Raw genomic sequence first — 26,508 nt, 5'->3', positions numbered from 1 at the left:
TCTTTACTTATTATTCTGTTCGTAATGCTTCAATAGGGCGCACCCTAATAGCGCTTTGCGCCGGTATAAAACCAGCCAAAAGACCTGATACCATTAAAATGGTCAGGGCTCCCGTTACCACCCCTACGCTAACACTTGGACTCATGAACATATCCACTGGCCCTACACTATCCAATAAGGAGTTGATTCCAAAAATGACCAATGATCCCAATATGATGCCCACCATTCCCGAAATTAAAGTCAGGAAAATGGATTCCATCAAAATTTGTTTTTTTATGGACCATGGTTGTTCGCCCAATGCCCTGCGTATTCCAATTTCCTTGGTACGTTCCTTTACTACGATGAGCATAATGTTACTCACTCCGATAATTCCGGACAGCAACACCATTATTCCCACGATATAGGCTACTGCCTTTAATGCCCCAAAGAGACTTTCCACTCGATTGTATTGTTCGTAGAGATCAAAATAACCAACGGCCCTTGTGTCTTCGGGATGCACTTTGTGACGTTTCTTCATTACATCGACAATTTTATCCTTGAGTTGGGAAATGGAACTACCATTGTTTGCCGTAATGGCCATCCAACCCACATCTTCTCCCCGATTAAATGCTTGGGAAAATGATGTAAAGGGAACAAATATTTCCTTTTGCCCCTCTTCTCCGCCACCACTGCTGTTCTTTTTATAAGTGCCAATAACCATAAAGTTTACCCCTTGTATTTTGATATAGGTCCCGAGCGCATCCTCATCCTTATCGTAAAGGTCATTTTTCACTCCTTGGCCAATTATGGCTACTTTTCTTTTTTCGTTAATGTCGTTATAGTTCAAAAATCTTCCCGAAGTCACCGCCATAGGATCTTGGTTGATAATTTCGGGGTAATCACCATACACATTGTAGGCTCCCGTTCTAATACCCCGAACCACATTATTGTTTCCCCCAAAACCGCCAAGTTGGTTCCGTGGGGAAATAAACCTGAGGTTGGGCACATTATCGCGCAATGCGGCTACATCATCAATCTTAAACTCAAAGCGTCTCCCTTTGGGAAGACCTTCGTAACCCTTGGTCGTTGCCCTGGTCCACATAAACATGGTATTGGTGGCAATATTTCCAAAATCTTGCTTAATACCATTCTCCAGTCCCTTGCCAGCGGCCAAAAGTACAATCAGAATAAAGATGCCCCAGCACACTCCGAAAGCCGTAAAGATGGTACGCCACACATTGGTTGTGAGTACTTCAATAATTTCCCGCCATCTATCTTTATTGAACATATCAGCTTATGGGTTATTCATCTCTAAGAGATTCGATTACTTTCACTTTTGCAGCTCTATACGCAGGCACAAAACCTGCCAGGGTTCCAGCGACTATCAAAACAATTACAGTGGAAAAGGCCACATTAAAGTTCACGGATGGGTTCATAATGTAATCTACTTCAACATTGGGACCCACTATCTCCAAAAGGGCCATACTAAAAATGAGCCCTCCAAAGCCAGAAATTGCAGTTACGAAAATAGCTTCGTGCAGAATCATTCCAATTATTGACCATGGTTTTGCTCCCAACGCTTTTCTAATTCCTATTTCGCGGGTACGTTCCTTGACCACGATCATCATAATATTGCTTACGCCCACAACTCCAGCTATAATGGTACACACTCCGACAAACCAGAAAAATAATTTGATATTATTCGTTAGACCATAATAGCGCTTGGCCTCTTCCATCGCGCTCCATACCTCGATAGCTCCAGTATCATCTGGGGCGATGGTATGGGTTTGTTGCAGATATTCCCGGAGTCCATTTTTAAAATCAATGGCCTGTGCCACAGCTTCGTCAAAATTTTCCCGAGGTGGTAAGGTAAAAGACAAGTTGTTGAGTCTGTTTCCGCCATTAAAAGTTCGCTGTGCTGTTGTTATTGGTATGTAGATACGTTCTTCTTCGCGGTCTTCCATCTCCTTAAACACACCAATCACCTTGAATGGTATCCCTGAGATATCAATAAACTCACCAATTGGGGTATCTACTTCTCCAAAAACATCTTTTTTTATTTTGTTTCCGATGATGGCCACCTTCCCATTGGAGACTTCATCTTGGTAATTGATAAACCTGCCCTCCACCATTTTGGCATTCTCTATAAACTGAAAATCGGAAGCTACCCCTTGCACTCCATAAATCAATGCTTCCTTTCCGTAGTTAACACTTATACCACGGACAAATATTCTGGCAGAACCATATTCAATATCGTCATCGAACATGGCACTTGCTTTATCGTAATTTTCATTGACGAGCTGAATACGCCTTCCGGGATTGAGACCTTTATATTCTTTTGAAGTTACTCCGGGCCACACCCAAACACTGGTAGATGCATCTTGTTTGAATTCGTTTTCGATACCATTTCGCATGCCTTGCCCAAACCCAAGTAGTATTACCAAAATGAAGATACCCGAGGCTACGGAAAGCCCGGTTAAAAAAGTGCGGAGTTTGTTCTTTCGTATGGTGTCAAATATCTCTTGCCACCTTTCCAGGTCGAACATGGGTTAGCGATTTTGATTGATGAGTGACGCGAGCGTACACTAATAAGACAATTAAACTCGCTGAATGTTACAGTTTGAGGTAAAATATCTTCGGAAAGATTAATTTACCCTCTCATTTTTCTATAAATAAAGTAAAATAAACCTGCCACAAGAACATAAGGGACAGCCATGAGGTAAACAATGCCATTATTGATTGCTTCTGCTGTTTTTCCATCAGATTCGCTTTCTACCACTGCGCGGCACATGGCACATTGGGCTTCCGATACGGTTGGAAAAACCAATAAAATAAGTAATATGATGATTAGTCTTGCCTTCATGGAATAATCAATATGGATAGTATGGTGAAATCATAATATAGACCAAAACTCCTGTTATGGCAACATACAACCAAATTGGAAAAGTATATTTTGCCCATTGTCTGTGAGCTTCAAAATCATCGAGATATACTTTTGAATAAGTAATCAATACCAATGGAATCACAGAAATAGACAGCACAATGTGCGTCATCAAAATAAAATAATATATAAACTTTATGGGGCCCTCATCTCCGAAAATAGTAGTTTCGGATGTCATGTGATAGGCCACGTACATCACTAAAAATAATGCCGACAGTATAATGTTAGTGGTCATTAACCTTTGATGTATCAATTGTCGTCCATTTTTGATCGCCACAACGGCAGCAATCAATAAAATTGCGGTAAGACCATTTATTCCCGCATATATTGGCGGTAAAAAGGATAACGGTTTAGCGTTTGGAATCTTGTAACCAAACAATAGGGCAACCACCAATGGGATTGCTATAGAAATTACGGTTATCAACTTATTGAACCGCTTTTCTTTTAAAGAAATTTCCTCGGTCATTCTGCCAACAATTTTTTAATGTCCTCTTTTAAAATGGTAATCTGCTGAGTTTCTCCATCGGCATTTACCTCTTGTTCTTCAGTAATTGTGCCCCGATAATAAATTAGCGGGTTACCAAATTCATCTTCACGGGAACGAATATACCCATTTTTATCAACCAATGCGAACATGCCGGAATGCTCAAAACCACCCGGAGCCGCTTGATCCTCACTGGCAAAAATATAAAACCCTTCTTGGGCCAATTGATATATTTTATCCTGGTCACCTGTCATTAAATGCCAATCTTTATCCGTAATCCCATATTTTTCAGCATACTTTGTCAATACAGATGGTGTGTCATACCTTGGGTTGATTGTAAAGGATGCTACTCCAAAATTTTTATCATTTTTAAAGGCATCTTGAAGTTCCACCAAGTTTTTCGTCATTACAGGGCAAATGGTCGGGCATGTGGTAAAGAAGAAGTCAACCACATAAACTTTCCCCAAATAATCCTTATTGGTGACCAACACGCTGTCTTGATCATAAAACGAAAAGTTAGGCACCCTTCTCTTTTCTCCTTGGTTTACCACAAAACCTACTTTGGCATCTTTGGAACTTACACTCATGCGGTCGTTTTCGACAACTGTGCCTCCCTTGACCCGCTTTGTGATTTCGTAAACAGCAAAAATTCCGAAAATCAAAATAATTGCTGATACCCAAATATAGGTGTGCTTCTTTTTGTTATTTGCTCCTGTTGGCATTGTTCTTTTTTAAGGCCAAGCGATACTCCGCCAAGATTATCTTGACATCGTCCACCATTTTATTGTTCAATTCTGCTACGGAAGAGGTGTCAAAACCATATTTAACACCCTCATCCTCATCATCGGTTCTTCCCCTAAGCTTAAGGTCCTTGTCTATTATAAAAACATTGGGAGTGAATAACTCTTCATCCAAATCAATATTTGACTTCAAGGAATTGAAGAGTTCCTTTATTTCAGCATCGGAACCAAAGGCAAAATGCCATTTATCCACACTGGAGAGCTTACCCAACTCATTCTTCAATTCAACTACCTGTTCCTCATTTCCCTTGGGAACCACCATGACTATCTGAAAATCATTGAACTCCCCGAACCTTTTGTAAATTTTTTGGTTGAGATTGAATGCATTGCCTTGTTTAGCACCAACATTGTTTCCCAAAAAACCTAAAATGGTAATTTTATCTTTAAGTTGTAAATTAGGGTCTAATGTGGAAACATTGGATACATTTTCACTTAGCACGGGCAGTCGCCCAAAATTATTTACCCCTGAAGCAAAAAATAAATAAACCACCACAGGGAGAATAAAAAGTACTCCTAATACGATTTTCTTTTTCATAGTGTCTAAACCGTACAAAAATAAAAAAAGACGGTTGAAAAACCGTCTTTTAAATTTGTTAAATGCTTTCTTAGAAATTCCAAGTTATGAACCCATCCTTGTAAACATTGTAAATATAATCTGCTTCGAAGAGCAAAATAAATATCAAATAACAGATTAGGAACACGGGAGTCCACACTATCACCCTTCGCAACGAAGTTTTCTCATCCCTGAGGTGCATAAAGTCCCATGCAATATAATAGGCCTTAACCAAAGTTAAGATGATAAATATCCAGTTAAGCAGTTTCATCCCCAAAAAGTAGCTATGGGTAAGTGCTCTAGGTTTAACGATACCCAATGCAACTTCAACTGTAGTAACTATAGAAAGGAAAATAAGTACCCCCCAAATTTTTTGGGTGTTGGACTTAAATTTTAAAAGTCCTCTGAAAATCTCAAGTTTATGCTCGTGTGCCATTTATAAACAATGTTTTTATACCAAATAAAAGAATGTAAATACGAATACCCATACCAAATCCACAAAGTGCCAGTATAGCCCAACTTTTTCTACCATCTCGTAATGACCTCTGCGCTCGTAGGTGCCAAGAATCACATTAAAGAAAATGATAACGTTGATGACTACACCGGAGAACACGTGGAATCCGTGGAATCCTGTGATAAAGAAAAAGAAATCGGCAAATAATCGGTGACCGTATTCGTTATGAACCAGGTTTGCACCTTCCACCACTTGTTTGGCTTCCAATATTTTTGCCAATGATTCTTTTCTATCAAAGAGGGTTTTTTCACCTTCTTCGTTCAGTTTCTCGCCACGGACAAGGATATTTGGCGTCGCTTTAAACCCTGCCACAACTTCGTTCAAAGAGTAAGAAGTCTTGTAACCCTCACCTTGGAACCATATACCTTCGTTAGATTGATGCTTTACCCTTTCTTCCGGTAACGTTTCTGCAAAATCCGCCAAAGCAATTCTTTTACCAGTTTCTGCATTCACAAACTGAAGGATTCTGCCTGAGTTGGTTTCAACGGCTCCGTAATCACCTTTTATAAAAGTTGCCCATTCCCAAGCCTGTGACCCAACGAAGATAGCACCACCGATAATGGTAAGGAACATATAAAGGATAACACTTTTTTGTTTCATTTTATGACCTGCATCCACTGCCAACACCATGGTCACCGAGGACATAATCAAAATAAAGGTCATAAATGCTACATAATACATGGGTGCTTCTACACCGTGCAAGAACGGAAAGTGAGTAAACACCTCATCGGCGATAGGCCAAAGTTCTATGAACTTAAATCTTGAGAAACCATAGGCTACCAAAAACCCGGAAAAGGTCAAGGCATCCGACATGATAAAAAACCACATCATCATTTTTCCATAGCTAGCGCCAAGGGGTCTATTCCCGCCTCCCCAAACGCTATCTTCTGTACCGGTACTTACCGTTGCATCCATATAAAAGGTCGTTTTATTAAAACTTTCACAAATTTACATTTTTTGATGTATTGTAAAAGACAAACTTGAATGAAAACTGCTCCAATCAAATTTTATTTTACGAAATACATGAATAGAATTAGATATACCCAGATAAAATCCAAAAAATGCCAGAAAGTGGCACCCAATTCCATCCCCAACATATTTTCCGGCGTATATTTATTTCTAAGTTGCTGAACCAAAACTACCAATAGGGTAATTAAACCAGCTACCACGTGCGCAATGTGCACAGCTGCCAACAAAAATACATAGGACATTTTTATATTACTGGTAGGACCGGTAAAATAATATCCGCTCTCCAACATTTGCGAAAAACCAACAAATTGCAATGAGATAAAAGTAATTCCCAGAGCCAATGTGATGAGCAAAAATATAGTTCCCATCTTTTGGTTGTCTTTACCCACTGCCTTTTTTGCTGCAAAATAGGCAATACTACTTAAGATAAGTATGACCGTGCTGATAAAGAATGCGCTGGGCAACTCTAAATCGCTCACCCAATCTTCACGCTTACTGCTTACGATATAGGCACTGGTCCAACCGGCAAAGCCCATGATCAAACTCACTATACCAAACCAGAGCATCATTTTTTTTGCCCGTCTGTTCTTTTCCTTTGCTGTCCCTTGGGTTAAATCCATTTTAGCTTATAAACTTATCTATTACGTATACTATTTGAATCAATGATATATAGGTAACACTGGCCAACATCAATTTACGTGCTGATGAATTGTCCCTATTTTCATATAATTTGAATGCGAAAAACAACATTGTCAATCCAGACAACAATACAATAACGGCAGCTGGAATGGAAAGATGCAAACGTCCTGTAAAACCGAACACCGGTATTATGGAGATAACAATCATCCAAATGGTGTAAAGGATAATCTGCATTGCAGTGCCTTTATCCTTATTACCGGTGGGCAACATTTTAAAACCTGCTTGTTTATAGTCTTCATCCAACATCCAACCAAGGGCCCAAAAATGAGGGAACTGCCAAAAAAACTGAATCATGAACAATGTTCCAGGTTCTATCCCAAAATCATCTGTTGCCGCAACCCAACCCAACATAAATGGGATGGCACCTGGAAACGCACCAACAAAAACCGAAAGTGGGGATTTTGTTTTTAACGGAGTATATACGCTGGTATACAAAAAAATAGATATGGCTCCGAACATAGCTGTTTTAGGACTAAGTGCCAATAGCGACAGAACGCCTAAAACGGTCAAAACAATGGCTATGACCAATGCAGTTCTTACGGACATTCTCCCTGAAGGGATGGGTCGGTTTTTGGTACGCCTCATTAGAGCGTCCAAATCTTTTTCTATAATTTGATTATAGGCATTGGATGCGCCCACCATGCAATACCCGCCAAACATCAACAACAACAAAGACACCAAATTAATCTGATAGGCACCAAGCAAGTATCCGGCAATGGACGAGAAAACTACGCTAATAGCCAATCTAGCCTTTGTAATTTCCTTAAAATCAGAAAATAGCAAGGAAAGGGTGTTGTTTTTTACAGAACCTACGGCAGACTTCATCCACATCTTTATTGGCTGGCAAAGATAACGCCAGTGTATATCTTTTGCAACCAAAGACAAGGTTTTATGATGGTTACCTTAAAAACCACAAAAAAAGCCCGAATGAACATCATCCGGGCTTTTTCCATTCCTGCCTCAACAGGAATTATATAAATCTTATTGCAATTTAAACGTAATTGGAATACTAAAAGGTACTTTTACTGCCCTACCTCTTTGTTTTCCTGGAGTCATTTTTGGTAGTTTTTGAATAATACGCATTGCCTCGGCTTCTAAATTCTTGTCCGGTCCGCGCATTCTAATATTACCAATGCTTCCGTCTTTTTGAATAACAAAAATAACACTCACCCTACCTTGAACACCCATTTCTTGAGCAATTTCCGGGTAACGGAAGTTTTTACGGATATGTTTCTGCATCATTTCTTGGAAACAAGCTTTCTTATCACTAGCTCCTTCACAACCTGGAAATACAGGAACGTCCTCAATCACAGCAAAAGGAACACTAATATCCTCTTCTACTTCTTCAACTTCAACTTCCTCGATTTCGATTACCTCTTCCTCTTGACTAGTTTCAGTAGACTCGATAACGGTCTCTTCCACTTCTTCTTCATCTTCTACAACCTCGATTACTTCGGGGGCAGCAGGTGGCGGTGGCGGTGGTGGAGTCTTAATTTGCTCGGTCATAGGAACTTCTTCGTCCAATTGATCTTCAACATTCATAGAAATGTCGTAGTTATTGACCTTGTCATATTTTTTCCACTCCATGGCTCCGTAGACCAAAGCCAAAACAGCAGCTAATCCTATAACAAAGTACAGTGCACTGTTTCTACCTACGTCCGCTTTCGGGTTCTTTTTTGGTTCCATCCTTTTCTCCTTTTCTAAATTTAGTGTTTGCTAATTTAATTATTAATTGGTTAAATAAACAATTAAAATTTCCATTTTAACGGGTTTTTCTTAGAAAAAACCCACCGAATCAGTCCAATTCCTGCAAATGCTCCCAAAACATTTGCTAAAACGTCACCAAATTCGGCCATTCGATCAGTAGTGATCGTATACTGTAATATCTCAATAATTATGCCATAGGCAACAGCTGAAATCACAACGATTTTAACAGTTTTAATAAGACCTAAAGCTCCTTTTGTGCGTTCACGAAAGCACAAAGAACCCAAAAACCCAAACCCTAAATAAAATACAAAATGGATGATTTTATCTGCATATGGAATATTTAAGTTTCCCGTATTCAAATCCATACTTGAAAAAGAAAATAAGCTGAGCATTGTTATGAACATTGCCCAGCTTACAAATAATAAGGTATATGCGTAATTTTTAAGCACCAATCAATGCCTTGTAATCTTCAGCACTCATCAGGTCATCAGCCTCGGAGGCTTCACTCATTTTAATTTTGATCATCCAGCCATCACCGTATGGGTCGGAGTTTACTTTTTCAGGCTCATCTTCCAAGGATTCGTTAAACTCAACAATCTCTCCGCTTAGTGGCAAAAAAAGATCGGAAACTGTCTTTACAGCTTCAACGGTTCCAAATACTTCCTCTTTATCCAATGTTTCATCCAAAGTTTCCACTTCCACATAAACTATATCCCCTAGTTCACTTTGGGCGAAATCCGTAATACCTACGGTTGCGATATCTCCATCTATCTTGACCCACTCATGGTCCTTGGTATACTTTAATTCTGATGGTATGTTCATTACTATTTGTTTGAATTAGTAGATGGACAAATGTAACAGATTGCTGAAAGCTTTTCAAAGAAACTTTATGACAAAATGCAAGAAAAGTGTATTAATTGCCAAAGTTATACCTCAGCGTAAAGCCAGCATTGATCGTTGTTTGTGGAAATGCAGTGGAAACTGCAAATTCTGAGAACGAATGGTCGTAGAAGAACAGGGCATTCAAACTTTTGCTCAAAGCATAATCGGCAGTAAACTTTATGGACATTAATTTTTGACCTGATGTGATTTGATTATTGTCGATATCCAAATTGCGGATTATCGTAATGTTGTCCCGGAGCGAAAGGTCTGCTTTTAAATTCAGGTCTCCTTTTAAACGCGTTTTCTCACCTCCAATGTTGGTCACAAATTTTACATCCTTAAAACGATATCCAAGACCAAGAGTATATTCATTTCCGTTGATTTCGGTCAAAAGATTGTTGTCAAAACTCAAGGACAAGGTTCTACTGGTCCTTACTTCTGCCAAGAAGCTGAATGAGTTCTGCATTTCAAAATCCACCCGCATCAAAGGACTGAATTCATCCGTAAGCACCACGTTATTAATAAGGGTCTTAGGAAGTAAATCATTTGTTTCTGGATCAAATGTGGTATTCTGACGTTCCAAATTGGTTTGGAAAGAGTTGACACTATATGCTGCACGATATCCATGGCTCAGGGAAAAACGCTTAAACTTCTTTTTAAACCATCGATTCTTCATTAAACCGGTATACTTTAAATTCCAGTTTGGAATTGGAATATCTCTAAAGGCGTCCATATTCACACGTTCAACATCTTGCCCTGTATATGCTGCAAAGAACGCTGGAAGTAATACATCTTGCTGTGTTTTTCCATAACGCTCCGGAAAACCATCTTCATCGAGTTCTCCAGGATTTTCTCCCCTATCGGCCACCAAACGGTTTGCAATTGTGATTCTATTTTGTTTGAATTGCTCAAACGTCTCGGAGTCGAATTCGTCGCTTTTATTGAATACTGTTCCGATCATTACTGTGGAAATACTAAAATTCCCCATTTCATTGATCAATCCATCTTGTCCGTTCATCCATTCTTCGGGACTGTAACTTTCTTGGGAGGAGCTCATATAATTCCTGTCAGCACTCAAATCTATGGTCAAATCCTGAGTTGGTTGAGCCGTAGCGGTAATGTTCAATTGTTTATTCGTGTTTTGCATAAACTGCCTACTGTACTCGGGATAATCCGTCAACCATCCATTACGGGCTGCTTCAAAACGCACATCGGCTTGACTTCCAAAGACAAAGCCCAAAGTTGGGCGAGTTGTACCTATAAATCCTATGGACTGTGTATATCCGGGCAGTACAGTCCCCCTGTTCTCACTATAGTTTACGTTAACCCGCTTTACCATGGTAAGAATATCTACCAATGTATTGAAACCTTTACTTGTTTTTCGAGGACCATTGTCACCAGTATCATCTGCAGGGTTACCAGCCTTGTCCCTTCTCACTGGAGCTTGATTGGCATTTACTTTGCCACCACGTTTTTTGAGTCCCAAAAAGTCATAAAAACGCTGCATGCTCATATTGGCCGTTAAATTATGCGTGCTTGCATTTTGAACCGTGTTGATGTCTATACCGGCAACCTCGCGCAATGCATCGCCACCTCGTTGCCAATCAAAATTACTTGTGTAGGTATACTGCGCATTTATAAAATTGAGGAATGGAATCTTGCTAAAAGGCAGTTCGTAGTTCAACTGCATTTGCTGCGCATGTCTATTGGGCTCTCCAATATCAAAAAATCCATCCCATAGACCCAGTTCCTCATTGATGCCAGAATCGGGATTTTCGTCCACATTAAAATAATTACGGACAATATTATTGTTGGAGGCAGTCAGGTTCAACCTCAAAGATTTGGTAATACTATAATTGAGTGCATATTGCCAATTGAACAGGTAATTACGTTGCTGAAGCAATGGTAGCTCCAATGCATCCACCCCTGGCTCTAAAACATCCCGATACCGTTGTTGGTTAAAGGAGCGATTGTAGTTGGCATTTACCGAAAGACTTGTGGGCAATGCATTAAAGTTCAAATCTTTCAACCATTGCCAATACTTCCCTGTGAGCATGGAATCCTTTTTGGCGAAAGGCGCTACGGGAGCTGGTTTAAAATTATGATTGTAAACAAATCCAGTGGAAACATTTTGATCTCTAAGCTCAGCTACTTCAAAATCCCTATGATCTGTCTCATTATAAGAATAGTTGAAAGTGAAATTTTCCACGTCAAAGAAATTCTCTTCAGCTTCCTCTCCCCTATTTTTTCGCACACCTATCAAGTTGATGCTAGTGCGCTTGGTGTAATCCTCCGCCTGCTCTTTTATAGTCTCTGCCTCCTCGGCAGTTGCTGCCGCTGCAATCCTATCATCCAATCTTAAATCGTCATATACAGGATCGAACTCCGGAGTGATCAGGGTTTCAGAGATTCCGTAATTAAAAGGTAGCTGCAGATTCCATTTCTTTGGAAACAACTGCCCCACATTTACATTGGTCACTACATCATAAGAGATGGCATCTTCCAAGGCACGTTCTGTCGGGGTCTGGTCTATGGAACCAAAACCTGAAGTACTTCTGCTTCCTGTTGCCGTAACATTGGCAAAATCGGCCATATTGGCATCCAAAGCAGCCGTAGCGGCCCAACCTCCATTATTTTCGAGACCGGCCAAGCGAAGCTCATTAAACCACACTTCACCCCGGGCTGGAATATTGTCAATGTTTTTGATACCGACCATCATTCCACGTATACTCCCCAAGGAAGGATTACCTCGAATTCCGATTCGAACTCTACCCAAAGTACGTGGAGCAAATTCATCCACTAGGACAGCTTCACCATCCACAATTTCATAGTAATTGATTTCATCCAAGGTCTGATCGGATATTCCTTTTGACTTTACTTTGTTCAAATCGCTAAGTGCTACATCAATCTCGTTTACATCTGGCCAAATTTCATCTGGCGATGAGGCTCCAAAGGAAGTAAACTGAAGCGGCAACTCTATCTGATAAAAATTTTGGGAGAAATCGGTTCCAATTCTAAGGAATCCGACCAATGGTGTATCACTATCAGAATAATCGGTATTGAATATTTTTTCGGCGTGCATGAACATTTTTAGACGTTCGTACTGGCGAACATCAATGTTCACATTTTTAAACACTCCACGAGAATCCTCAGATTCCAAATTTTCTACTACGAAAGATAACGACTGTTCGTTCTGGCGGATAATGGTATTATTGTTATTCAATTGTTCTCGCACCACTCCAGGAGGCAGTACATAAGGTATGGGTTGCCTTCCGTAGTTCTCTTCAATGTTTACTGTATTCACATCGGTTACGGTAGCATCATCCGTAGGGTCATTGTCCACGTTGGGTTCCAAGGAGTTGGTATATGTCCTCCAATCGCCGCGTACCAAATCCAAGGTAGCAAAACGAAGGACCACATCATCCGAAAACCCGGTGAGGTACATTCTCATAAAGCTGATGGACCTAAAATCGGAGATTCCCCCTACGGCATCGGTAAAATCACTCAATGGAATTTTATACTGAATCCATCTACGGTTTAATTGTGTTCCGTTGGGCAATGTTGGGGTTTGTCCTTCACGGATATCAGTTACGTACTGATCATCTATTGTTGTGTTGGGTTTGATTTGAATTCGGTATTCATAATAGCTGTTTACCGTATTCATGGTCAAGTCCCTGTCAATGTCCTCAACATCGGGCAAAGTAGTGGAGCCCCTATTTGTATCTGTTACTGCAACCGGAGAGTTTCCTTCGGTATTGTTAAAATCCAAATATCTTTCCAAGACACCTCCCTCTCTGTTCAAATAGTATTGATAATTGTCCAAGGCAGGATCCTCCGCTGGACCGTTATAAATGGTTTGTTCCTCAGCATCACCATACCCATCCAAACCAAGGTCTTGTGCCGATCTATTCGCCTCATCCGCATCAAAAGCGTACACCAAAGATTGTGTAGATGGTACCTGACCCCAAATAGTTTCCCTTGGCACTTCGTTGTTGGTGCTTGCAGGCAGACCGTTTTCATATTGCTTTCGGCCATCTTTGAGGATATCCTCTGAAATATTACCCAAGTTGAGTACAAGTTCTCCCGCATTTGCATCGGTCGTTTCACCATCAATGTAAGGATCCAAGACCCAAAACTGAACAAATTCTACGTTGGATTGTTCAAAATTGGTACTGCTCAAGGGCCGCATTATACCCCCCCATTTGGCATCAGGTGTTTCGGACTCAAAACTTGGGTTGGCGTTATAAGGCCCTTTTTGATTGGGATAGTAAACGATATCCAAAGTACTTTGTACTTGCGTCTGTCCTTGAGCAATATCGGTCTCGGTAAACACCTCATCAATAAATACCCTACGGGTCGAGTTCAAGGAAATATCGTTGTCCGACATTCCCGCCGGCCTTTGGTTAGTATAAAAGATTGGGTCGATGGTATACCAGGCCATTTTTGCCCTTTCGTAACCTACATCAATACCTGTCCTATCTTCCAAAAATTCTACTGGTGGACTTGCCAATGTCCAACCTAAAGAGGATCGGATATCAATTAAAGCCTGCGCTCCTTCAAAGTCATCCAAATAAGTGGTTGTTTCTCCCCTAAAATCCGCGTTTTTTGGAGAATTAGGCCTTAAAAATGCTACTTCACCACGCAAAGAAAGATTGGAGGGCACATCGGTATCTATGTTCGGTAATTTGTTTGCTAATCTTGTCAGAAATGGTATTTCCGTGCTGAAGTTTCCGTTCAGTCCAAAAATAGTATTGTTGACAGGTTCTATTCCGTAATTGGATTTTTGGGTCAGAGGTCGCTCATTTAAATTGAGCAATGTCCCGCCCAAAACAAATTTATCGTTGAAGTTATGCTCTACGTTTACCCCGGCAAACCTTCTTGTTTGCTGACCAAAAACCGCATTGTTCTCCACTGAAATGTTGATAGGAGTATTGGAAGCTTCCAAACTTGGATCCAAAAGTTGGACCGTTCCAGCCTGATAGTTCACCGTATAATCTATTCCTTCCTGCAATTGACGACCACCAGCAGTAACCGTCACGGAACCTTGCGGCACGTTGAAGGCCCCTATTGGTATTCCATTACCGGATTGGGAAGTATACTTACCTTTTATCTGGAACCGATTCTTTTCGGCATCTTGTAAAGAAGCTGCCTTGGTCTTGGCATACATATTTCGGAACACATACCGTTCCTGGTTAGGATTATACCCTTGATCATTATCTACATCATACACACCACCTCCTAAAAGTTCAAAAAGATACTCCCCGAATGGTTCTACTTTTGTAAAAATAATACGACCTGATTGTGAATCAACGGTTATTCCTTCTACGTAATCAAAAAATCCGTCACCACCAGCTTGTACATCATTATAAGTATTCAATCGGTCTAAATTAAATACATTGAGCAATATCTGGTCCTGTAAACCTGTTGGCCAACCTGCATTGGGATCCACTGGAGTGATGTAGTTCCTTGGTGTTGGATCGGAATAAAGAATATTGAGTTTAAAATCTTCTTGATTTAATTGATAGGCCCCCGTAGAATAGATATTCTTCATCATCAAATCCCAAATAGGGTCTTGCACATTGGTAATGTTGCTCTTCAGTAGTTTTAAAACCAACGAGTTGTTTTCAATAAAGCTCGTATCTAAGGAAACTGATGTCGCATCGATACCTCCATTGGCAAATTCCCCCACCTGAAACACCTGACCATTATAGGTGTACTGAAAAGCAACACCTAGAACTTCATCATTGCTTAAACTTTGGCTCAAGGAAATATATCCTAGCTGGGAATCGAATTCATAGTCTCGACCCGGTTCAAGTTTTCGGGCATTTTCCAGGATAGCATAGTCAAAACCTTGGTTTACGGTATATCCGGGAATGTTAAATCCCGATTCTACCGTAGCGATATCGCGAATTGATTGAGTTAGCGCTCCAGTTCCAATTTGATTCGGATCATAAGCATTTGCCCCATTTTGAGGCAGCCCTGTTGCCACTGCGGATGCATTGAAAAACCCTGCTGGATCACCATTATTAACTCCGATACGGGTATTATCGGAAATGGCCTCACCCAAATCCTGAATGGCGACAACATTTCTAACATTTTGTGTTTGCTGATTTCGGTTGGTTACCCAAACCTCCAAACGAGTAATTTGCACTTGAGTTTGGATAAAGGGATAAAATTCCAATGCTCGGTCGTAATTATCACGGAAGTAATGCGCTAAGAAAAAGTGTCTATCCTCGTCATAATCCAAGGCTGTGAGAGCGAATTCATTTACCGTTCCACCACCTTGGGCAACTACGGTATTATTTTGTGATCGCTGTTCGGAGAAAACCGCGGTTACAGTAGTTTTACCGAACTGAAGCTGTGTTTTTACACCAAACAAGCTTTGCGCACCCGTAATCAAAGAACTGTTGAGCGGCATGCTCACATTACCGATTTCTATTTTCTGAATGATATCGTCTTCTGTTGGAGTATAATCAAGTTTTACTAAGTTTTGAAAATCGAAGGTGGCTTCGGTATCATAGTTGGCGGTTACCTGCAAACGCTCTCCAACTTTTCCCAATAAGCTCAAACTAATACGTTGATCAAAATCAAAAGAAAGGTTGGTTCTGTTTCTGGGCGATAGTGCCGGATTATCATTTTTTTGCCATAAAATCCCCAAATCCATCGCAACGGAACCTTGTGGAATCACCTCGATGGTGTTTCCCCCGAAAATGGTTTCAAAAAAGTTGTTGTTTACATAAAAATTGGGCAGTAGATTTTTACGCGCCTCCTCGCTTCCTTCTTTTTTTCCCGCATAGGCATCTGCCTTTTGCTTAAAGTAGGATTTCATCTGCTCCTTTTCGACAAGGTCGTAGTATTGTTCCGGAGTAAGAATTACAGGGTAGTTGACGTTAAAATCACCAATGCTTTCGGTATAAACGTAAGTGTTGGTTTTTGGGTCGTAGGTATATTTCGCAACAATGCTATTGGGGTCTTCCATTATAAGGCGACCAAGCGCAATTCCTGTCTTTACAGAATCCTGAACCTGCTCGTTGGTCTCCTGTGCCATTATTGTGGATATGGACAGCAAACAAACAACAAAGAAAATGTACTTAAAACGTGTTGGTTTAAGTATTGGTTTTGCCCCTCTTTTCAAACTAGTTACAAATTTTTCAGCGCCCGTTTAATAATGTTCTCTACGCTTAGTGAAGTGTCTTGGGAAAGTACCTTGTCAACTACCTTTTCAGATTGCTTTCTGGTAAAACCAAGAACCTCTAATGCAGATAACGCTTCTTCTTTATTTGTATTGTTTGATTGTTGTGAAACTTCGCCTATGTCGTAGACTTTTAAAATCTTGTCTTTTAAATCCAAGATTACTCGCTGTGCTGTTTTAGCTCCAATGCCTTTTACAGACTGTATTGTAGGGACATCTTCATTGGCAATGGCATCCCTTACATCGGATGGGGACAAAGAGGACAACATGGTACGTGCCGTGCTAGCACCAACACCCGAAACTGATATTAACAATCGGAAAACTTCTCGCTCCGATTTTTCCGCAAAACCAAATAGCGTATGGGAGTCTTCTTTGACCAGTAAATCTGTATAAACAAAAATGTTTTCCTCATCAGAAAGCAAGGAAAAAGTGTGTAGGGAAATGTTTAAAAAGTACCCCACTCCATTGCATTCTACAATAGCGTATGTTGGATTTTTCTCCACCAGCTTTCCTCTTAAATGGGTAATCATAAATTACAAATTTTGGTTACTCACCTTGCATTTTTGCCTTTCTCCTTTTTTCCCGCTCCTGGGCATCTATCACCGCTACAGCAGCCATATTCACCATTTCGTCTACACTGGCACCCAACTGTAAAATATGGGCGGCACGTGTTAAACCTACCATTATAGGGCCGATGGAATCTGCATTGTTCAGGCCTTTCAGCAATTTATAGGTAATGTTCGCGGATTCCAGATTAGGAAAAACCAAGGTATTTACTTTCTTCCCGGATATTTTGGAAAATGGAAAGTTATTATTGCTCAATTCTGGGTCCAATGCAAAATCGGTTTGGATCTCCCCATCCACTACCAAATCAGGATTTCTTTCGTGTAAAATCTTGACGGCCTCTCTCACCTTTTGTGCATTGGGATGACTTGATGATCCAAAGTTGGCATAAGAAAGTAGTGCCATAACAGGCTTAAAACCAAAGGTTTTGGCCACATTGGCCGTCATCTGGGCAATCTCCGCCAATTCTTCAGCATTGGGATCAATATTAATCGAGGTATCCGCTAAAAAAAGTGGTCCGCGATCTGTGATCATGATATTTACCGTACTGGCGTTTTGTACATTTTTGGCCCTGCCCAAGACTTCGAATACAGGTCGCAGTACCTTTGGATAAGCTCTAGAGTAACCGGATATCATACCATCTGCATCTCCCTCTTTAAGCATCATGGCCCCAAAATAGTTGCGTTTGCCCATATTGACCCGAGCACTATACTTTGTTTCCCCTTTTCGTTTTCTTAATTCCCATAGCTTCAGTGCATATGTAGCCCTCATTTCCTTAAATTCATCGGAACGAGGGTCTATTATAGGAACTTCGGCATCAAATTCGAGTTCTTCCTTTAAATTTTCAATAGTTTCCTTGTTACCAAGGAGTATGGGCTTGGCGATACCTTCATCATGTACAATCTGGGCTGCTTTCATCACATCCAGTAACTCAGCTTCTGCAAAAACAATACGCTTAGGGTTCACTTTTGCCCTATTGTGCAATAGCCTAACCACTTTATTGTCGTTGCCAGACCTTTGGTAAAGCTCCTCTTCATATTTTTCCCAATCCTGGATAGGCAATCGAGCCACTCCACTTTCCATAGCTGCTTTAGCTACTGCGGGTGGGATTTTAGTAATTAAACGGGGGTCAAAAGGTTTTGGAATGATATAATTTTTGCCAAAAGTCAACCTTGTGGCATCGTAGGCTATATTCACCTGCTCTGGAACAGGCTCACGAGTAAGGTCTGCCAATGCCAAAACGGCGGCTTTCTTCATTTCCTCATTGATCTTAGTTGCCCTAACATCGAGTGCACCCCTAAAGATGAAAGGAAAGCCCAGTACATTATTGACCTGATTAGGATGGTCGGAACGACCAGTCGCCATTATTATATCCTTTCTTGTCTTACAGGCCAAACTGTACTCAATCTCCGGATCAGGGTTGGCCATAGCAAAAACAATCGGTTTTTCAGCCATGGATTTCAGCATTTTCGGAGAAACAATATCTGCAATGGAAAGCCCAATGAACACATCGGAATCATTCATCGCATCTTCCAAAGTATCAATCTTTCTATCGGTTGCAAATTCTTTCTTTTGGGAGGTAAGATTGTCTCTATCGCTCCGGATAACTCCTTTACTATCCAGCATCACAATATTTTCAGCTTTTGCCCCAAAAGATTTATATAATCGAGTGCACGAAACTGCTGCTGCTCCTGCACCACTCACTACTATTTTGACCTCTTCTATTTTTTTACCTGCAATCTCCAACGCATTCAGTAAAGCTGCCGCTGAGATAATGGCCGTTCCATGCTGATCATCGTGCATTACCGGAATGTCAAGTTCTTCCTTTAATCTGCGTTCTATCTCGAATGCTTCGGGAGCTTTAATATCCTCAAGGTTAATACCTCCAAAAGTTGGGGCAATGGCCTTAACGGTCTCTACAAACTTATCCACATCGGTGGTATCAAGTTCAATATCAATTCCATCGATATCCGAAAAGATCTTAAAGAGAAGACTTTTACCCTCCATCACTGGTTTTGATGCCTCCGGCCCAATATTACCCAAGCCCAAAACTGCAGTTCCATTGGAAATTATTGCAACGATGTTCCCTTTTGCGGTATACTTGTACACATCGTCCTTGTTCTTTTCGATTTCCAAACAGGGTTCTGCAACCCCGGGGGAGTATGCCAATGCCAAATCCCTTTGGGTGGAATAAGGTTTTGTTGGTACAATCTTTATTTTTCCTGGCTGTGGTTTTGCGTGATATAGTAACGCTTCCCGTCTTTGCTTTTCCTTGCTCATATCGTCGAAAATGAATTGGTAAAGTTAGGGTATTCGCTGCTTTTATCTTAAAGTCTTAAGGATCAATTTCAACTATAGATAAAACCAGAAAAGTAAATTCCTAATGCACTGCTGTCGCATTGATTATGAATCCAATGGATACTCCTTTTTTGCCTTGGTTACATTAAGTCGCATGGCCAAAACAGCTGCAATCGCAAAAAATACAGCTGCGAACAACATTGCATTTACTGAGTTGGCGCCCAGTAGGTTTTTAAATATAGGGCCAAAAGACAATGTTTGAATCCCCATCGGGATAACAATCATCATATTCAAGATTCCCATATAAACCCCTCTCCGTTCTTGGGGCACAATTTTCGAAACCATGCTGTAAGGAATTCCCATCATGGCAGCCCATCCAATACCGAACAACACCATGGGAAATAAAACATAAACTGGATCTTGAATATAAGGTATGGTAAATAATGCTGCTGCTGTCCCCAAGAGGCTCAGTGCGTATACCTTTTTACCCCCAAATCTCATGGTTAACGGCACCAAAACCAGTGCCACTACTGCGGTAACTACATTGTAAGTTGTGCTCATTTTTGCAGCTTGAGCGGCGGCCTCGGAAGTGTCGTATCCCAAAGAAACCCTAAACAACGGGGTAATAAATTGCCAATACACAAAAAGAGCATACCATTGAAACAGATATACTGCTGATAGCTTCCACATAAATTTGGGCATTTCTTTTACGGCATGTGCAATTTCCACAAAAGGCACCTTAAATCTTTCAGCAAAGGGGAGTGCTTTATGTTTGTTGATTTCCGCCAACTCCTCATCGGTTGGAGGAATTTCAGGTGTTTTTAAAACTGACCATAAAATAGTGGCTACAGAAAGGAACGATCCAATAAAAAAGGAATAATACAACCATTTGGGGACGGTCCCCTCTACTTCTTGCCCTCCACCAAACCAATCTTGGAACAAAAATATGGAGGCATTGGCCAGAAGGATACCTGCTCCAACAAAAAGGCTCTGCATCTGATACCCAATACTGAATTGTGATTCGGGTAATTTATCTCCCACAAATGCCCGATACGGTTCCATGGCCATATTGTTCCCAACATCCAAAATCCACAATAAACCTACTGCAAACCATAATGCCGGGCTCAAAGGAAACGCAAACAAACACAAGCTTCCCATTAACGCACCTATTAAAAAGAAGGGTTTTCTTCTTCCCCAACGAGGGGACCAGGTTTTATCTGAAATTGCACCAATTATTGGTTGCACAATCAACCCGGTTATAGGTCCGGCTATATTTAAAATTGGAAGTATTTCTTCTTTTGCACCCAAAAAAAGAAAAATCGGGTTTATAGCACTTTGTTGAAGCCCAAAACTATATTGGATTCCAAGAAATCCAACATTCATATTAAAAATTTGCCAAAAGCTTAATTTGGGTTTTTTGATTTTAATCATCCTGTTTGTTTAGCTAGTCATCAATATAGTCCTTGAAAAAATGTGATTCTTACAAGAATATTGCTCAATATAATGTTTTTTCTCCTCGGGTAAAACAATAGGCATGTCTCGAATTCTTGAAAATGCAGCTATTTCTTCAAAAAATCGATGTTTCGCTTCAATCCTGACAGTTTTGTTCTTTTTACTGCAGATTTTTTAAATACTTTTTTAAAGACATCTTGGGTAATTTCCTCCCAATCTTTTTTTGTGAATGCCAACAATTCTGGGTTGGGATTGAAAAGGGGTTCATTATGTGATTTTGAAAAGCGGTTCCAAGGGCATACATCTTGGCATACATCGCAGCCAAACATCCAATCGTCCAGTTTTCCATCAAATTCAGAGGGAATTTCATTCTTGAGCTCAATGGTGATGTACGAAATGCATTTGCTCCCATCCACCACGTAGGGCTGTACTATGGCGTCTGTTGGGCAAGCATCAATACAAGCGGTACAAGTACCACAATGGTCTGTGACAGGAGTGTCATATTCTAGCTCTAAGTCCACAATTAACTCGGCCACAAAATAAAAGGAACCCACTTGCTGAGTCAATAAATTGCTGTGTTTTCCAATCCAACCGAGTCCACTTTTGGCAGCCCAAGCTTTATCTAAAACAGGAGCGGAATCCACAAATGCCCTTCCATGCACTTCCCCTATTTCCTCTCGAATGAAATGGAGCAAAGTTTTTAGCTTATCCTTTATCACAAAGTGATAATCTGTACCATAGGCGTATTTGGAGATTTTATAGGAGTCAGAGTTTTGTTCCTCAGAAGGAAAATAATTCAACAATAATGATATAACCGACTTGGAACCTTCGACCAGTTTTGTTGGGTCCAAACGTTTGTCAAAGTGGTTTTCCATATACTGCATCTCCCCATGCATATTTTGGTTGAGCCATTTTTCCAGACGAGGAGCTTCCTCTTCCAGAAACTCAGCTTTGGAAATACCACACGACAAAAAACCGAGGCGTTTGGCCTCGGTTTTTATCAACTGCGTATTTTTTTCGGCATTCATGCCATAAAGTTAACCCATAATTTTTCAATTTTTAGCATATGGGCTATTGGGCTTCTTTGATATAGCCCCAGCCTTCTTTTTGTTTCATGATGATTTCATAAATACCATCGGGTACCGAACCTACTCCAGGAATAAGGCCGTCCATGGTCATTTTATGCCTTTTCATGGTCTGTTCGCAAATCACTATGGCCACATTGTCCCTTTTAACAATATCTGTCAAAGTTTCTCCGGCTACGGATGATTTCCTGTCTACCATTTTATAGGCTCCGCTATATATCACTAATTCAAACTCCGATTGCGGATAGGCTTCAGCCATCAATCTTAAATGTTTGGCCGCTGTCCTATGTACATCGGGATTGCTACTAGTTACATCAAATACTACTTTGATCGGTTCGGTTTGTGCCAGCATAATACCCGACACCATTAACATAAATAATACGATTAGTTTTTTCATTGTTTGCCGTTATTCTCCTGCAAAAATGTAACCGCATCCTTCTTCTTGTGCTCTACCCAAGGCCCATACTCCAGAGGGCACTAACTGAATTCCGGGCAGCACAGCATCTTTCCACTCTTCGTAAACTTCAGTTGGATCCTTTTCCATTTGTTGGGCAACTGCTCCACTGTAGACATTCAGCGCCAGATTACAAACGCAGAACATGGCACCTCTACTTTGCATGTCTTTAATCCCTTGAATCATTGGAAGCGGAAAATCGCCTTCTTGTGGCTCATAAAATGGATTACGATCATACGGGGTTCCATCTGCTTTTTTAACGTGGAACATTTCACCCAAGGGATACTTTTTCCAAAGGTCGTCGTGCAATGCGAAGGGAATTGCATCATGTCGAAGCACGGTCATTGCCGTAATTTGATCATCCGCAGAACCCATTTCGTTGTTGGATAGATAGTATGCCCAGTTCCAAATTATTGGAAATCCTTTGTGCGGATAATTCCCATCATAAACCACCCTATGCTTTCCCTTTATTGTTTTCATCCAGGACTCGGCATCGCCCATTTCTAAATCTGTAAAATCGGTCATTCCTGCAAATGCAGTACTGGTAAAAGCCGACAATGTGGATGCCGTTGCACCCAGCATCATCGCTCCCATAAAATTTCGTCTCGATGTTGTTTCTGTTGTTCTCATTGTGATTGTGTTTATTTGGTTTTACGCAGTTGATGTTCCTTTTGGTAGTAATCCATAATAGGCTGGAAAGGTCCTAACTGATGTTGTTCTTCAGTAAAAGGATCAATGTAGGGACCATAGGGAGTGGATACGGGCTTTTTGACCAGATCGGGAAAGTCTGCCTCTCTATTGGGCTTTGTAGGTCGAAGTTTTTGGTTGATGTAGCCTGCTACATCATAAGCCTCCTCATCGGTAAGTGTAGGGTTATCAAAGGTGATACCGAAGGGCATATTTCCTTTGATAAATTGAGCTGCGGTAATCACACGGGTCATACCGGCGCCATTATTATAAGAATCGTTTCCCCACAGTGGTGGGTAAAGATACAAGTCATTTTGTGGTAAACTTTGGCCTTGACCATCAGCACCATGGCAGATAACACAATGTTTTTGATAAACGGTTTCTCCATGGGATAAATCAACCGCTCTTTCCGGAATTTTTACTTTTAAAAATCCTTGTCCTTCAATTTTTCCGTTTGAAGGAGCAGCACGACCCAACCAATCCATATAAGCGACCATTGCTACCATGGCATCGCTATTTTCCGGTAATTTTCTTCCGTTCATACTGCGTTCCATGCATCCATTTATTCTTTCTTCAATGGTTCCAATTTTATTCTCTCGCCCTCTAAACTGTGGGAATCTTTTGACCACCCCGATCAATGGTGCGGCATAGGGTTTTGTACCTCCATCTAAATGGCAACTTGCACAGGCAAGGTTGTTGCCCGCATATATTTGTGTTGAATCTTTTTGTTTGGGCCCAATATGTAATGGAGTGTTTCTAAAAATTTCAAACCCTTTTTTTACAAGTATGTTTTTTTCGGTCAAGGGCAGATTGTTCACATTGTAATCCATATAATACACACCGTCCGGAATCGTGGCTAGTCCTTTGTCGGGGCTACCAAAACCAAAACCGAAGCGCATCATCATAATGCCAAAGGACATCACAATTATCAATGCTGAAAAAAATCCGATATACATCACCAATTTACGTATTTGACCAGTCACACGCTGAACATCTTCCATTTCGGATGCTCCTGAGTTTTTAAGGTTATCCCCCATGATTTCAATAAGTATTAATAGAAAAGCCTCGGCAGGGAATTAAATTCCCTTGGGTAAAATTTGGGAGTAAAATCTTGAATTTATGGAGTCTATATGATTGCGGAGATATTTCCCACAAAAATCGTAAACTTACAACCCGTTGTAAACCAAAGCAGTATATCAAGATACAAAAAGTATTTAACTATTGGTAGGCAAGCTCGATTGTTGTGCAGAAAATTTGAACTGGTAGTGATTAGAAAAGTCCTCCTTGGACACCACCCTTTTCCCTACCCAAATGTTTGTAAGCAAGTTCGGTTACTTCCCTTCCCCTTGGGGTGCGCATTATAAAACCTTGCTGAATCAAGAATGGTTCGTAAACTTCTTCTATGGTTTCGGCACTTTCGGACACCGCCGTCGCCAAAGTTGTTATCCCCACAGGACCTCCTTTAAATTTATCAATAATGGTACTCAGAATTTTATTGTCCATTTCATCTAGACCATGGGCATCTACATTTAAGGCTTTAAGTCCAAATTGAGAAATTTCCAAATCAATATTTCCGGTACCCTTTATCTGGGCAAAATCGCGGACCCTGCGCAACAATGCATTACATATTCTAGGGGTTCCTCTACTTCGTCCAGCTATCTCTATAGCAGCATCGTTGGTGATCGGCACTTTAAGAATTTCCGCACTACGTTCCACAATGGTGGACAATAGTTCTGTATGATAATATTCCAATCGGCTCTGGATACCAAATCTGGCGCGCATGGGCGCCGTCAGCAATCCTGATCTAGTTGTTGCTCCTATTAAAGTAAAAGGACTTAGGTTGATTTGTACCGTACGGGCATTAGGCCCGGTCTCAATCATAATATCAATCTTGTAATCCTCCATCGCAGAATATAGGTATTCCTCTACAATGGGGCTCAACCTGTGGATTTCATCAATAAAAAGAACATCGCGTTCTTCTAGATTGGTCAAAAGCCCGGCCAAGTCACCTGGTTTGTCCAAAACGGGACCGGATGTAACTTTTATGTTCACACCAAGTTCGTTTGCCAAAATATGGGCCAAGGTGGTCTTACCCAATCCTGGAGGGCCATGAAAAAGTGTATGATCAAGTGCCTCCCCCCGAAGATTGGCGGCCTGCACAAAAATCTTTAAATTTTCGAGCACCTGAGCTTGCCCGGTAAAGTCATCAAAACTAATGGGGCGCAAAGCTCTTTCTATATCAAACTCTTCTGGAGAAAGGTTTTCACCTGTTGGGTCTAAATTTTCGTTCATGGTTCAACAAATATAGTTGAAAAGCCGCGCTACTGGAAACGGTTTGTTCGCGAAACCAAGGTTACTCCTTTTTAATGAGCTGCGCAGTATCCAGAAATTCGGTTATGGCAATATTTGGTGTACCATACAGATAAATGCTTGCACCTCCCGTGGCATTGATTCGGATATCATTAAATGCATATACCCTTGCATTGGCATTCCCTGTGATTTTAAGTTGGCAAGAACCTATTTGCATACTTTCTCCACGATACTTGGCCGTGTCCAATAAATTAGCTTGTAATCTTTCGGAGGTACCCTCCATGGTCAAAGATGAATTCCCTTCCACATCCAATGCCCCCGCGTTGATTTGGGCATAAACGTAGGCTTGCGCTCTTTTATTCAGGTTGATGTTCAAGGAATCTACCTCTACATGAAAATCACCGCTGCTAGTATCTTCCAAATTAACATCCATAACAGCAGCATTAGCCTTTATGTCCATTTTTGCATTATTAAATCCATCAACAAACAGTTCATTGGATTCAATAATATTTTTGGAAACGACGCTTCCATTCTTTAATGTGATGGCCTTAAGTTCGGTATAGTTTACGGTAATTTCCAATTCCTTTTTAGCGGTTATGTTATAATAGGAACTGATTACCAAAGTACCGTCTTTGACTTCAAATTTTAGAACATCTATCAAATTATCATCAGCAATAATATGATATCCTGGACCAAATGACTTATCAAGGTTGATTTCAAGATCATCATTTAAAACAATGGCATCGAATGGTGGAAGTTCTTCGCTCACCTGTGTTACGATTCGACTTCCCTTAATTTTAGGTTTGCGTTGTGCTATTGATACAATTGGGGATACTACCAATAATAGAATAAGTAACTTTTTCATGATGGTTCTCATTTTGATAGGGGAAATGCCATTTAAAGATATACAATTCACTTCAAAATCTATTCCAATAAAA

At 40.6% G+C, this 26,508-nt stretch carries 23 protein-coding genes; all 23 read right to left on the bottom strand.

Features of this window, described 5'->3' with window-relative positions:
- Nucleotides 1–10 precede the first annotated feature (10 nt).
- The 23 genes from D2V08_RS08940 to D2V08_RS08830 all read right to left on the bottom strand — a co-directional run bounded on the left by D2V08_RS08940 (nt 11) and on the right by D2V08_RS08830 (nt 26,435).
- Nucleotides 11–1,267, bottom strand: a complete 1,257-nt coding sequence (locus D2V08_RS08940; protein WP_119607682.1) for an ABC transporter permease — start codon at nt 1,265–1,267, stop codon at nt 11–13.
- Nucleotides 1,268–1,280: 13 nt separating this feature from the next.
- A complete protein-coding gene (locus tag D2V08_RS08935) occupies nt 1,281–2,525 on the bottom strand; it encodes an ABC transporter permease (RefSeq protein ID WP_119607681.1) in 1,245 nt (414 codons plus the stop codon).
- Nucleotides 2,526–2,629: 104 nt separating this feature from the next.
- Nucleotides 2,630–2,842, bottom strand: coding sequence for a hypothetical protein (locus D2V08_RS08930; RefSeq protein WP_119607680.1), 213 nt, complete (start codon nt 2,840–2,842; stop codon nt 2,630–2,632).
- 7 nt (nt 2,843–2,849) lie between these two features.
- Nucleotides 2,850–3,386 (bottom strand): DUF420 domain-containing protein, encoded by a 537-nt coding sequence (locus D2V08_RS08925; RefSeq protein WP_119607679.1) that lies wholly within the window; start codon nt 3,384–3,386, stop codon nt 2,850–2,852.
- Nucleotides 3,383–4,126 (bottom strand): SCO family protein, encoded by a 744-nt coding sequence (locus D2V08_RS08920; protein WP_119607678.1) that lies wholly within the window; start codon nt 4,124–4,126, stop codon nt 3,383–3,385. The genes D2V08_RS08925 and D2V08_RS08920 overlap by 4 nt, the downstream gene beginning before the upstream one ends.
- Nucleotides 4,107–4,739, bottom strand: coding sequence for a hypothetical protein (locus D2V08_RS08915; protein WP_119607677.1), 633 nt, complete (start codon nt 4,737–4,739; stop codon nt 4,107–4,109). Before D2V08_RS08915 ends, D2V08_RS08920 begins: the two co-directional genes overlap by 20 nt.
- Before the next feature lie 70 nt (nt 4,740–4,809).
- Nucleotides 4,810–5,193, bottom strand: a complete 384-nt coding sequence (locus D2V08_RS08910; RefSeq protein ID WP_119607676.1) for a cytochrome C oxidase subunit IV family protein — start codon at nt 5,191–5,193, stop codon at nt 4,810–4,812.
- 15 nt (nt 5,194–5,208) lie between these two features.
- A complete protein-coding gene (locus D2V08_RS08905; protein ID WP_119607675.1) occupies nt 5,209–6,186 on the bottom strand; it encodes a cytochrome c oxidase subunit 3 in 978 nt (325 codons plus the stop codon).
- 92 nt (nt 6,187–6,278) lie between these two features.
- On the bottom strand, nt 6,279–6,860 hold the full coding sequence (locus D2V08_RS08900; RefSeq protein WP_119607674.1) for a cytochrome c oxidase subunit 3: 582 nt from the start codon (nt 6,858–6,860) through the stop codon (nt 6,279–6,281).
- A 1-nt stretch (nt 6,861) separates the two neighbouring features.
- Complete coding sequence (cyoE, locus tag D2V08_RS08895; protein WP_119607760.1) at nt 6,862–7,764, bottom strand: heme o synthase; 903 nt, start codon at nt 7,762–7,764, stop codon at nt 6,862–6,864.
- A 156-nt stretch (nt 7,765–7,920) separates the two neighbouring features.
- Complete coding sequence (locus D2V08_RS08890; RefSeq protein WP_119607673.1) at nt 7,921–8,625, bottom strand: energy transducer TonB; 705 nt, start codon at nt 8,623–8,625, stop codon at nt 7,921–7,923.
- A 62-nt stretch (nt 8,626–8,687) separates the two neighbouring features.
- Entirely contained in the window at nt 8,688–9,050 is a 363-nt protein-coding gene (locus D2V08_RS08885; RefSeq protein ID WP_119607672.1) for a VanZ family protein, read from the bottom strand.
- A gap of 37 nt (nt 9,051–9,087) precedes the next feature.
- Entirely contained in the window at nt 9,088–9,468 is a 381-nt protein-coding gene (gene gcvH / locus D2V08_RS08880; RefSeq protein ID WP_119607671.1) for a glycine cleavage system protein GcvH, read from the bottom strand.
- Between the two features lie 91 nt (nt 9,469–9,559).
- Nucleotides 9,560–16,663 (bottom strand): T9SS outer membrane translocon Sov/SprA, encoded by a 7,104-nt coding sequence (gene sov, locus D2V08_RS08875; RefSeq protein ID WP_119607670.1) that lies wholly within the window; start codon nt 16,661–16,663, stop codon nt 9,560–9,562.
- A 5-nt stretch (nt 16,664–16,668) separates the two neighbouring features.
- Nucleotides 16,669–17,250, bottom strand: coding sequence for a Holliday junction branch migration protein RuvA (gene ruvA / locus D2V08_RS08870; RefSeq protein WP_119607669.1), 582 nt, complete (start codon nt 17,248–17,250; stop codon nt 16,669–16,671).
- 16 nt (nt 17,251–17,266) lie between these two features.
- Nucleotides 17,267–19,564: an NADP-dependent malic enzyme gene (locus tag D2V08_RS08865; protein WP_119607668.1), complete on the bottom strand. Its 2,298-nt coding sequence runs from the start codon at nt 19,562–19,564 to the stop codon at nt 17,267–17,269.
- A gap of 123 nt (nt 19,565–19,687) precedes the next feature.
- A complete protein-coding gene (locus tag D2V08_RS08860) occupies nt 19,688–21,013 on the bottom strand; it encodes an MFS transporter (protein WP_439108275.1) in 1,326 nt (441 codons plus the stop codon).
- A 128-nt stretch (nt 21,014–21,141) separates the two neighbouring features.
- The gene (gene queG, locus D2V08_RS08855) at nt 21,142–22,062 is read right to left on the bottom strand and encodes a tRNA epoxyqueuosine(34) reductase QueG (protein ID WP_119607667.1); all 921 of its coding nucleotides are present in this window, start codon (nt 22,060–22,062) and stop codon (nt 21,142–21,144) included.
- A 43-nt stretch (nt 22,063–22,105) separates the two neighbouring features.
- Nucleotides 22,106–22,516: a DsrE family protein gene (locus tag D2V08_RS08850; RefSeq protein ID WP_119607666.1), complete on the bottom strand. Its 411-nt coding sequence runs from the start codon at nt 22,514–22,516 to the stop codon at nt 22,106–22,108.
- Between the two features lie 9 nt (nt 22,517–22,525).
- The gene (locus D2V08_RS08845; RefSeq protein ID WP_119607665.1) at nt 22,526–23,203 is read right to left on the bottom strand and encodes a Tat (twin-arginine translocation) pathway signal sequence containing protein; all 678 of its coding nucleotides are present in this window, start codon (nt 23,201–23,203) and stop codon (nt 22,526–22,528) included.
- A gap of 11 nt (nt 23,204–23,214) precedes the next feature.
- Nucleotides 23,215–24,297: a c-type cytochrome gene (locus D2V08_RS08840; protein WP_245980544.1), complete on the bottom strand. Its 1,083-nt coding sequence runs from the start codon at nt 24,295–24,297 to the stop codon at nt 23,215–23,217.
- Between the two features lie 232 nt (nt 24,298–24,529).
- Complete coding sequence (ruvB, locus tag D2V08_RS08835) at nt 24,530–25,552, bottom strand: Holliday junction branch migration DNA helicase RuvB (RefSeq protein ID WP_119607664.1); 1,023 nt, start codon at nt 25,550–25,552, stop codon at nt 24,530–24,532.
- A 61-nt stretch (nt 25,553–25,613) separates the two neighbouring features.
- Complete coding sequence (locus tag D2V08_RS08830; RefSeq protein WP_182835505.1) at nt 25,614–26,435, bottom strand: GIN domain-containing protein; 822 nt, start codon at nt 26,433–26,435, stop codon at nt 25,614–25,616.
- Between the last annotated feature and the right edge of the window lie 73 nt (nt 26,436–26,508).

The sequence above is a fragment of the Flagellimonas lutimaris genome, assembly GCF_003581615.1.
Lineage (GTDB): Bacteria > Bacteroidota > Bacteroidia > Flavobacteriales > Flavobacteriaceae > Flagellimonas > Flagellimonas lutimaris.
The sequence above is the reverse complement of the archived record's forward strand: the minus strand, read 5'-3'. Positions and strand labels throughout refer to the sequence as shown.

Excerpts from the sequence above, each read along its gene's own strand:
- D2V08_RS08940 (WP_119607682.1), bottom strand. The coding sequence starts at position 1,267 with ATGTTCAATAAAGATAGATGGCGGGAAATTATTGAAGTACTCACAACC.
- D2V08_RS08935 (WP_119607681.1), bottom strand. The coding sequence starts at position 2,525 with ATGTTCGACCTGGAAAGGTGGCAAGAGATATTTGACACCATACGAAAG.
- D2V08_RS08930 (WP_119607680.1), bottom strand. The coding sequence starts at position 2,842 with ATGAAGGCAAGACTAATCATCATATTACTTATTTTATTGGTTTTTCCA.
- D2V08_RS08925 (WP_119607679.1), bottom strand. The coding sequence starts at position 3,386 with ATGACCGAGGAAATTTCTTTAAAAGAAAAGCGGTTCAATAAGTTGATA.
- D2V08_RS08920 (WP_119607678.1), bottom strand. The coding sequence starts at position 4,126 with ATGCCAACAGGAGCAAATAACAAAAAGAAGCACACCTATATTTGGGTA.
- D2V08_RS08915 (WP_119607677.1), bottom strand. The coding sequence starts at position 4,739 with ATGAAAAAGAAAATCGTATTAGGAGTACTTTTTATTCTCCCTGTGGTG.
- D2V08_RS08910 (WP_119607676.1), bottom strand. The coding sequence starts at position 5,193 with ATGGCACACGAGCATAAACTTGAGATTTTCAGAGGACTTTTAAAATTT.
- D2V08_RS08905 (WP_119607675.1), bottom strand. The coding sequence starts at position 6,186 with ATGGATGCAACGGTAAGTACCGGTACAGAAGATAGCGTTTGGGGAGGC.
- D2V08_RS08900 (WP_119607674.1), bottom strand. The coding sequence starts at position 6,860 with ATGGATTTAACCCAAGGGACAGCAAAGGAAAAGAACAGACGGGCAAAA.
- cyoE (WP_119607760.1), bottom strand. The coding sequence starts at position 7,764 with ATGAAGTCTGCCGTAGGTTCTGTAAAAAACAACACCCTTTCCTTGCTA.
- D2V08_RS08890 (WP_119607673.1), bottom strand. The coding sequence starts at position 8,625 with ATGGAACCAAAAAAGAACCCGAAAGCGGACGTAGGTAGAAACAGTGCA.
- D2V08_RS08885 (WP_119607672.1), bottom strand. The coding sequence starts at position 9,050 with ATGTTCATAACAATGCTCAGCTTATTTTCTTTTTCAAGTATGGATTTG.
- gcvH (WP_119607671.1), bottom strand. The coding sequence starts at position 9,468 with ATGAACATACCATCAGAATTAAAGTATACCAAGGACCATGAGTGGGTC.
- ruvA (WP_119607669.1), bottom strand. The coding sequence starts at position 17,250 with ATGATTACCCATTTAAGAGGAAAGCTGGTGGAGAAAAATCCAACATAC.
- D2V08_RS08865 (WP_119607668.1), bottom strand. The coding sequence starts at position 19,564 with ATGAGCAAGGAAAAGCAAAGACGGGAAGCGTTACTATATCACGCAAAA.
- D2V08_RS08860 (WP_439108275.1), bottom strand. The coding sequence starts at position 21,013 with ATGATTAAAATCAAAAAACCCAAATTAAGCTTTTGGCAAATTTTTAAT.
- queG (WP_119607667.1), bottom strand. The coding sequence starts at position 22,062 with ATGAATGCCGAAAAAAATACGCAGTTGATAAAAACCGAGGCCAAACGC.
- D2V08_RS08850 (WP_119607666.1), bottom strand. The coding sequence starts at position 22,516 with ATGAAAAAACTAATCGTATTATTTATGTTAATGGTGTCGGGTATTATG.
- D2V08_RS08845 (WP_119607665.1), bottom strand. The coding sequence starts at position 23,203 with ATGAGAACAACAGAAACAACATCGAGACGAAATTTTATGGGAGCGATG.
- D2V08_RS08840 (WP_245980544.1), bottom strand. The coding sequence starts at position 24,297 with ATGGGGGATAACCTTAAAAACTCAGGAGCATCCGAAATGGAAGATGTT.
- ruvB (WP_119607664.1), bottom strand. The coding sequence starts at position 25,552 with ATGAACGAAAATTTAGACCCAACAGGTGAAAACCTTTCTCCAGAAGAG.
- D2V08_RS08830 (WP_182835505.1), bottom strand. The coding sequence starts at position 26,435 with ATGAAAAAGTTACTTATTCTATTATTGGTAGTATCCCCAATTGTATCA.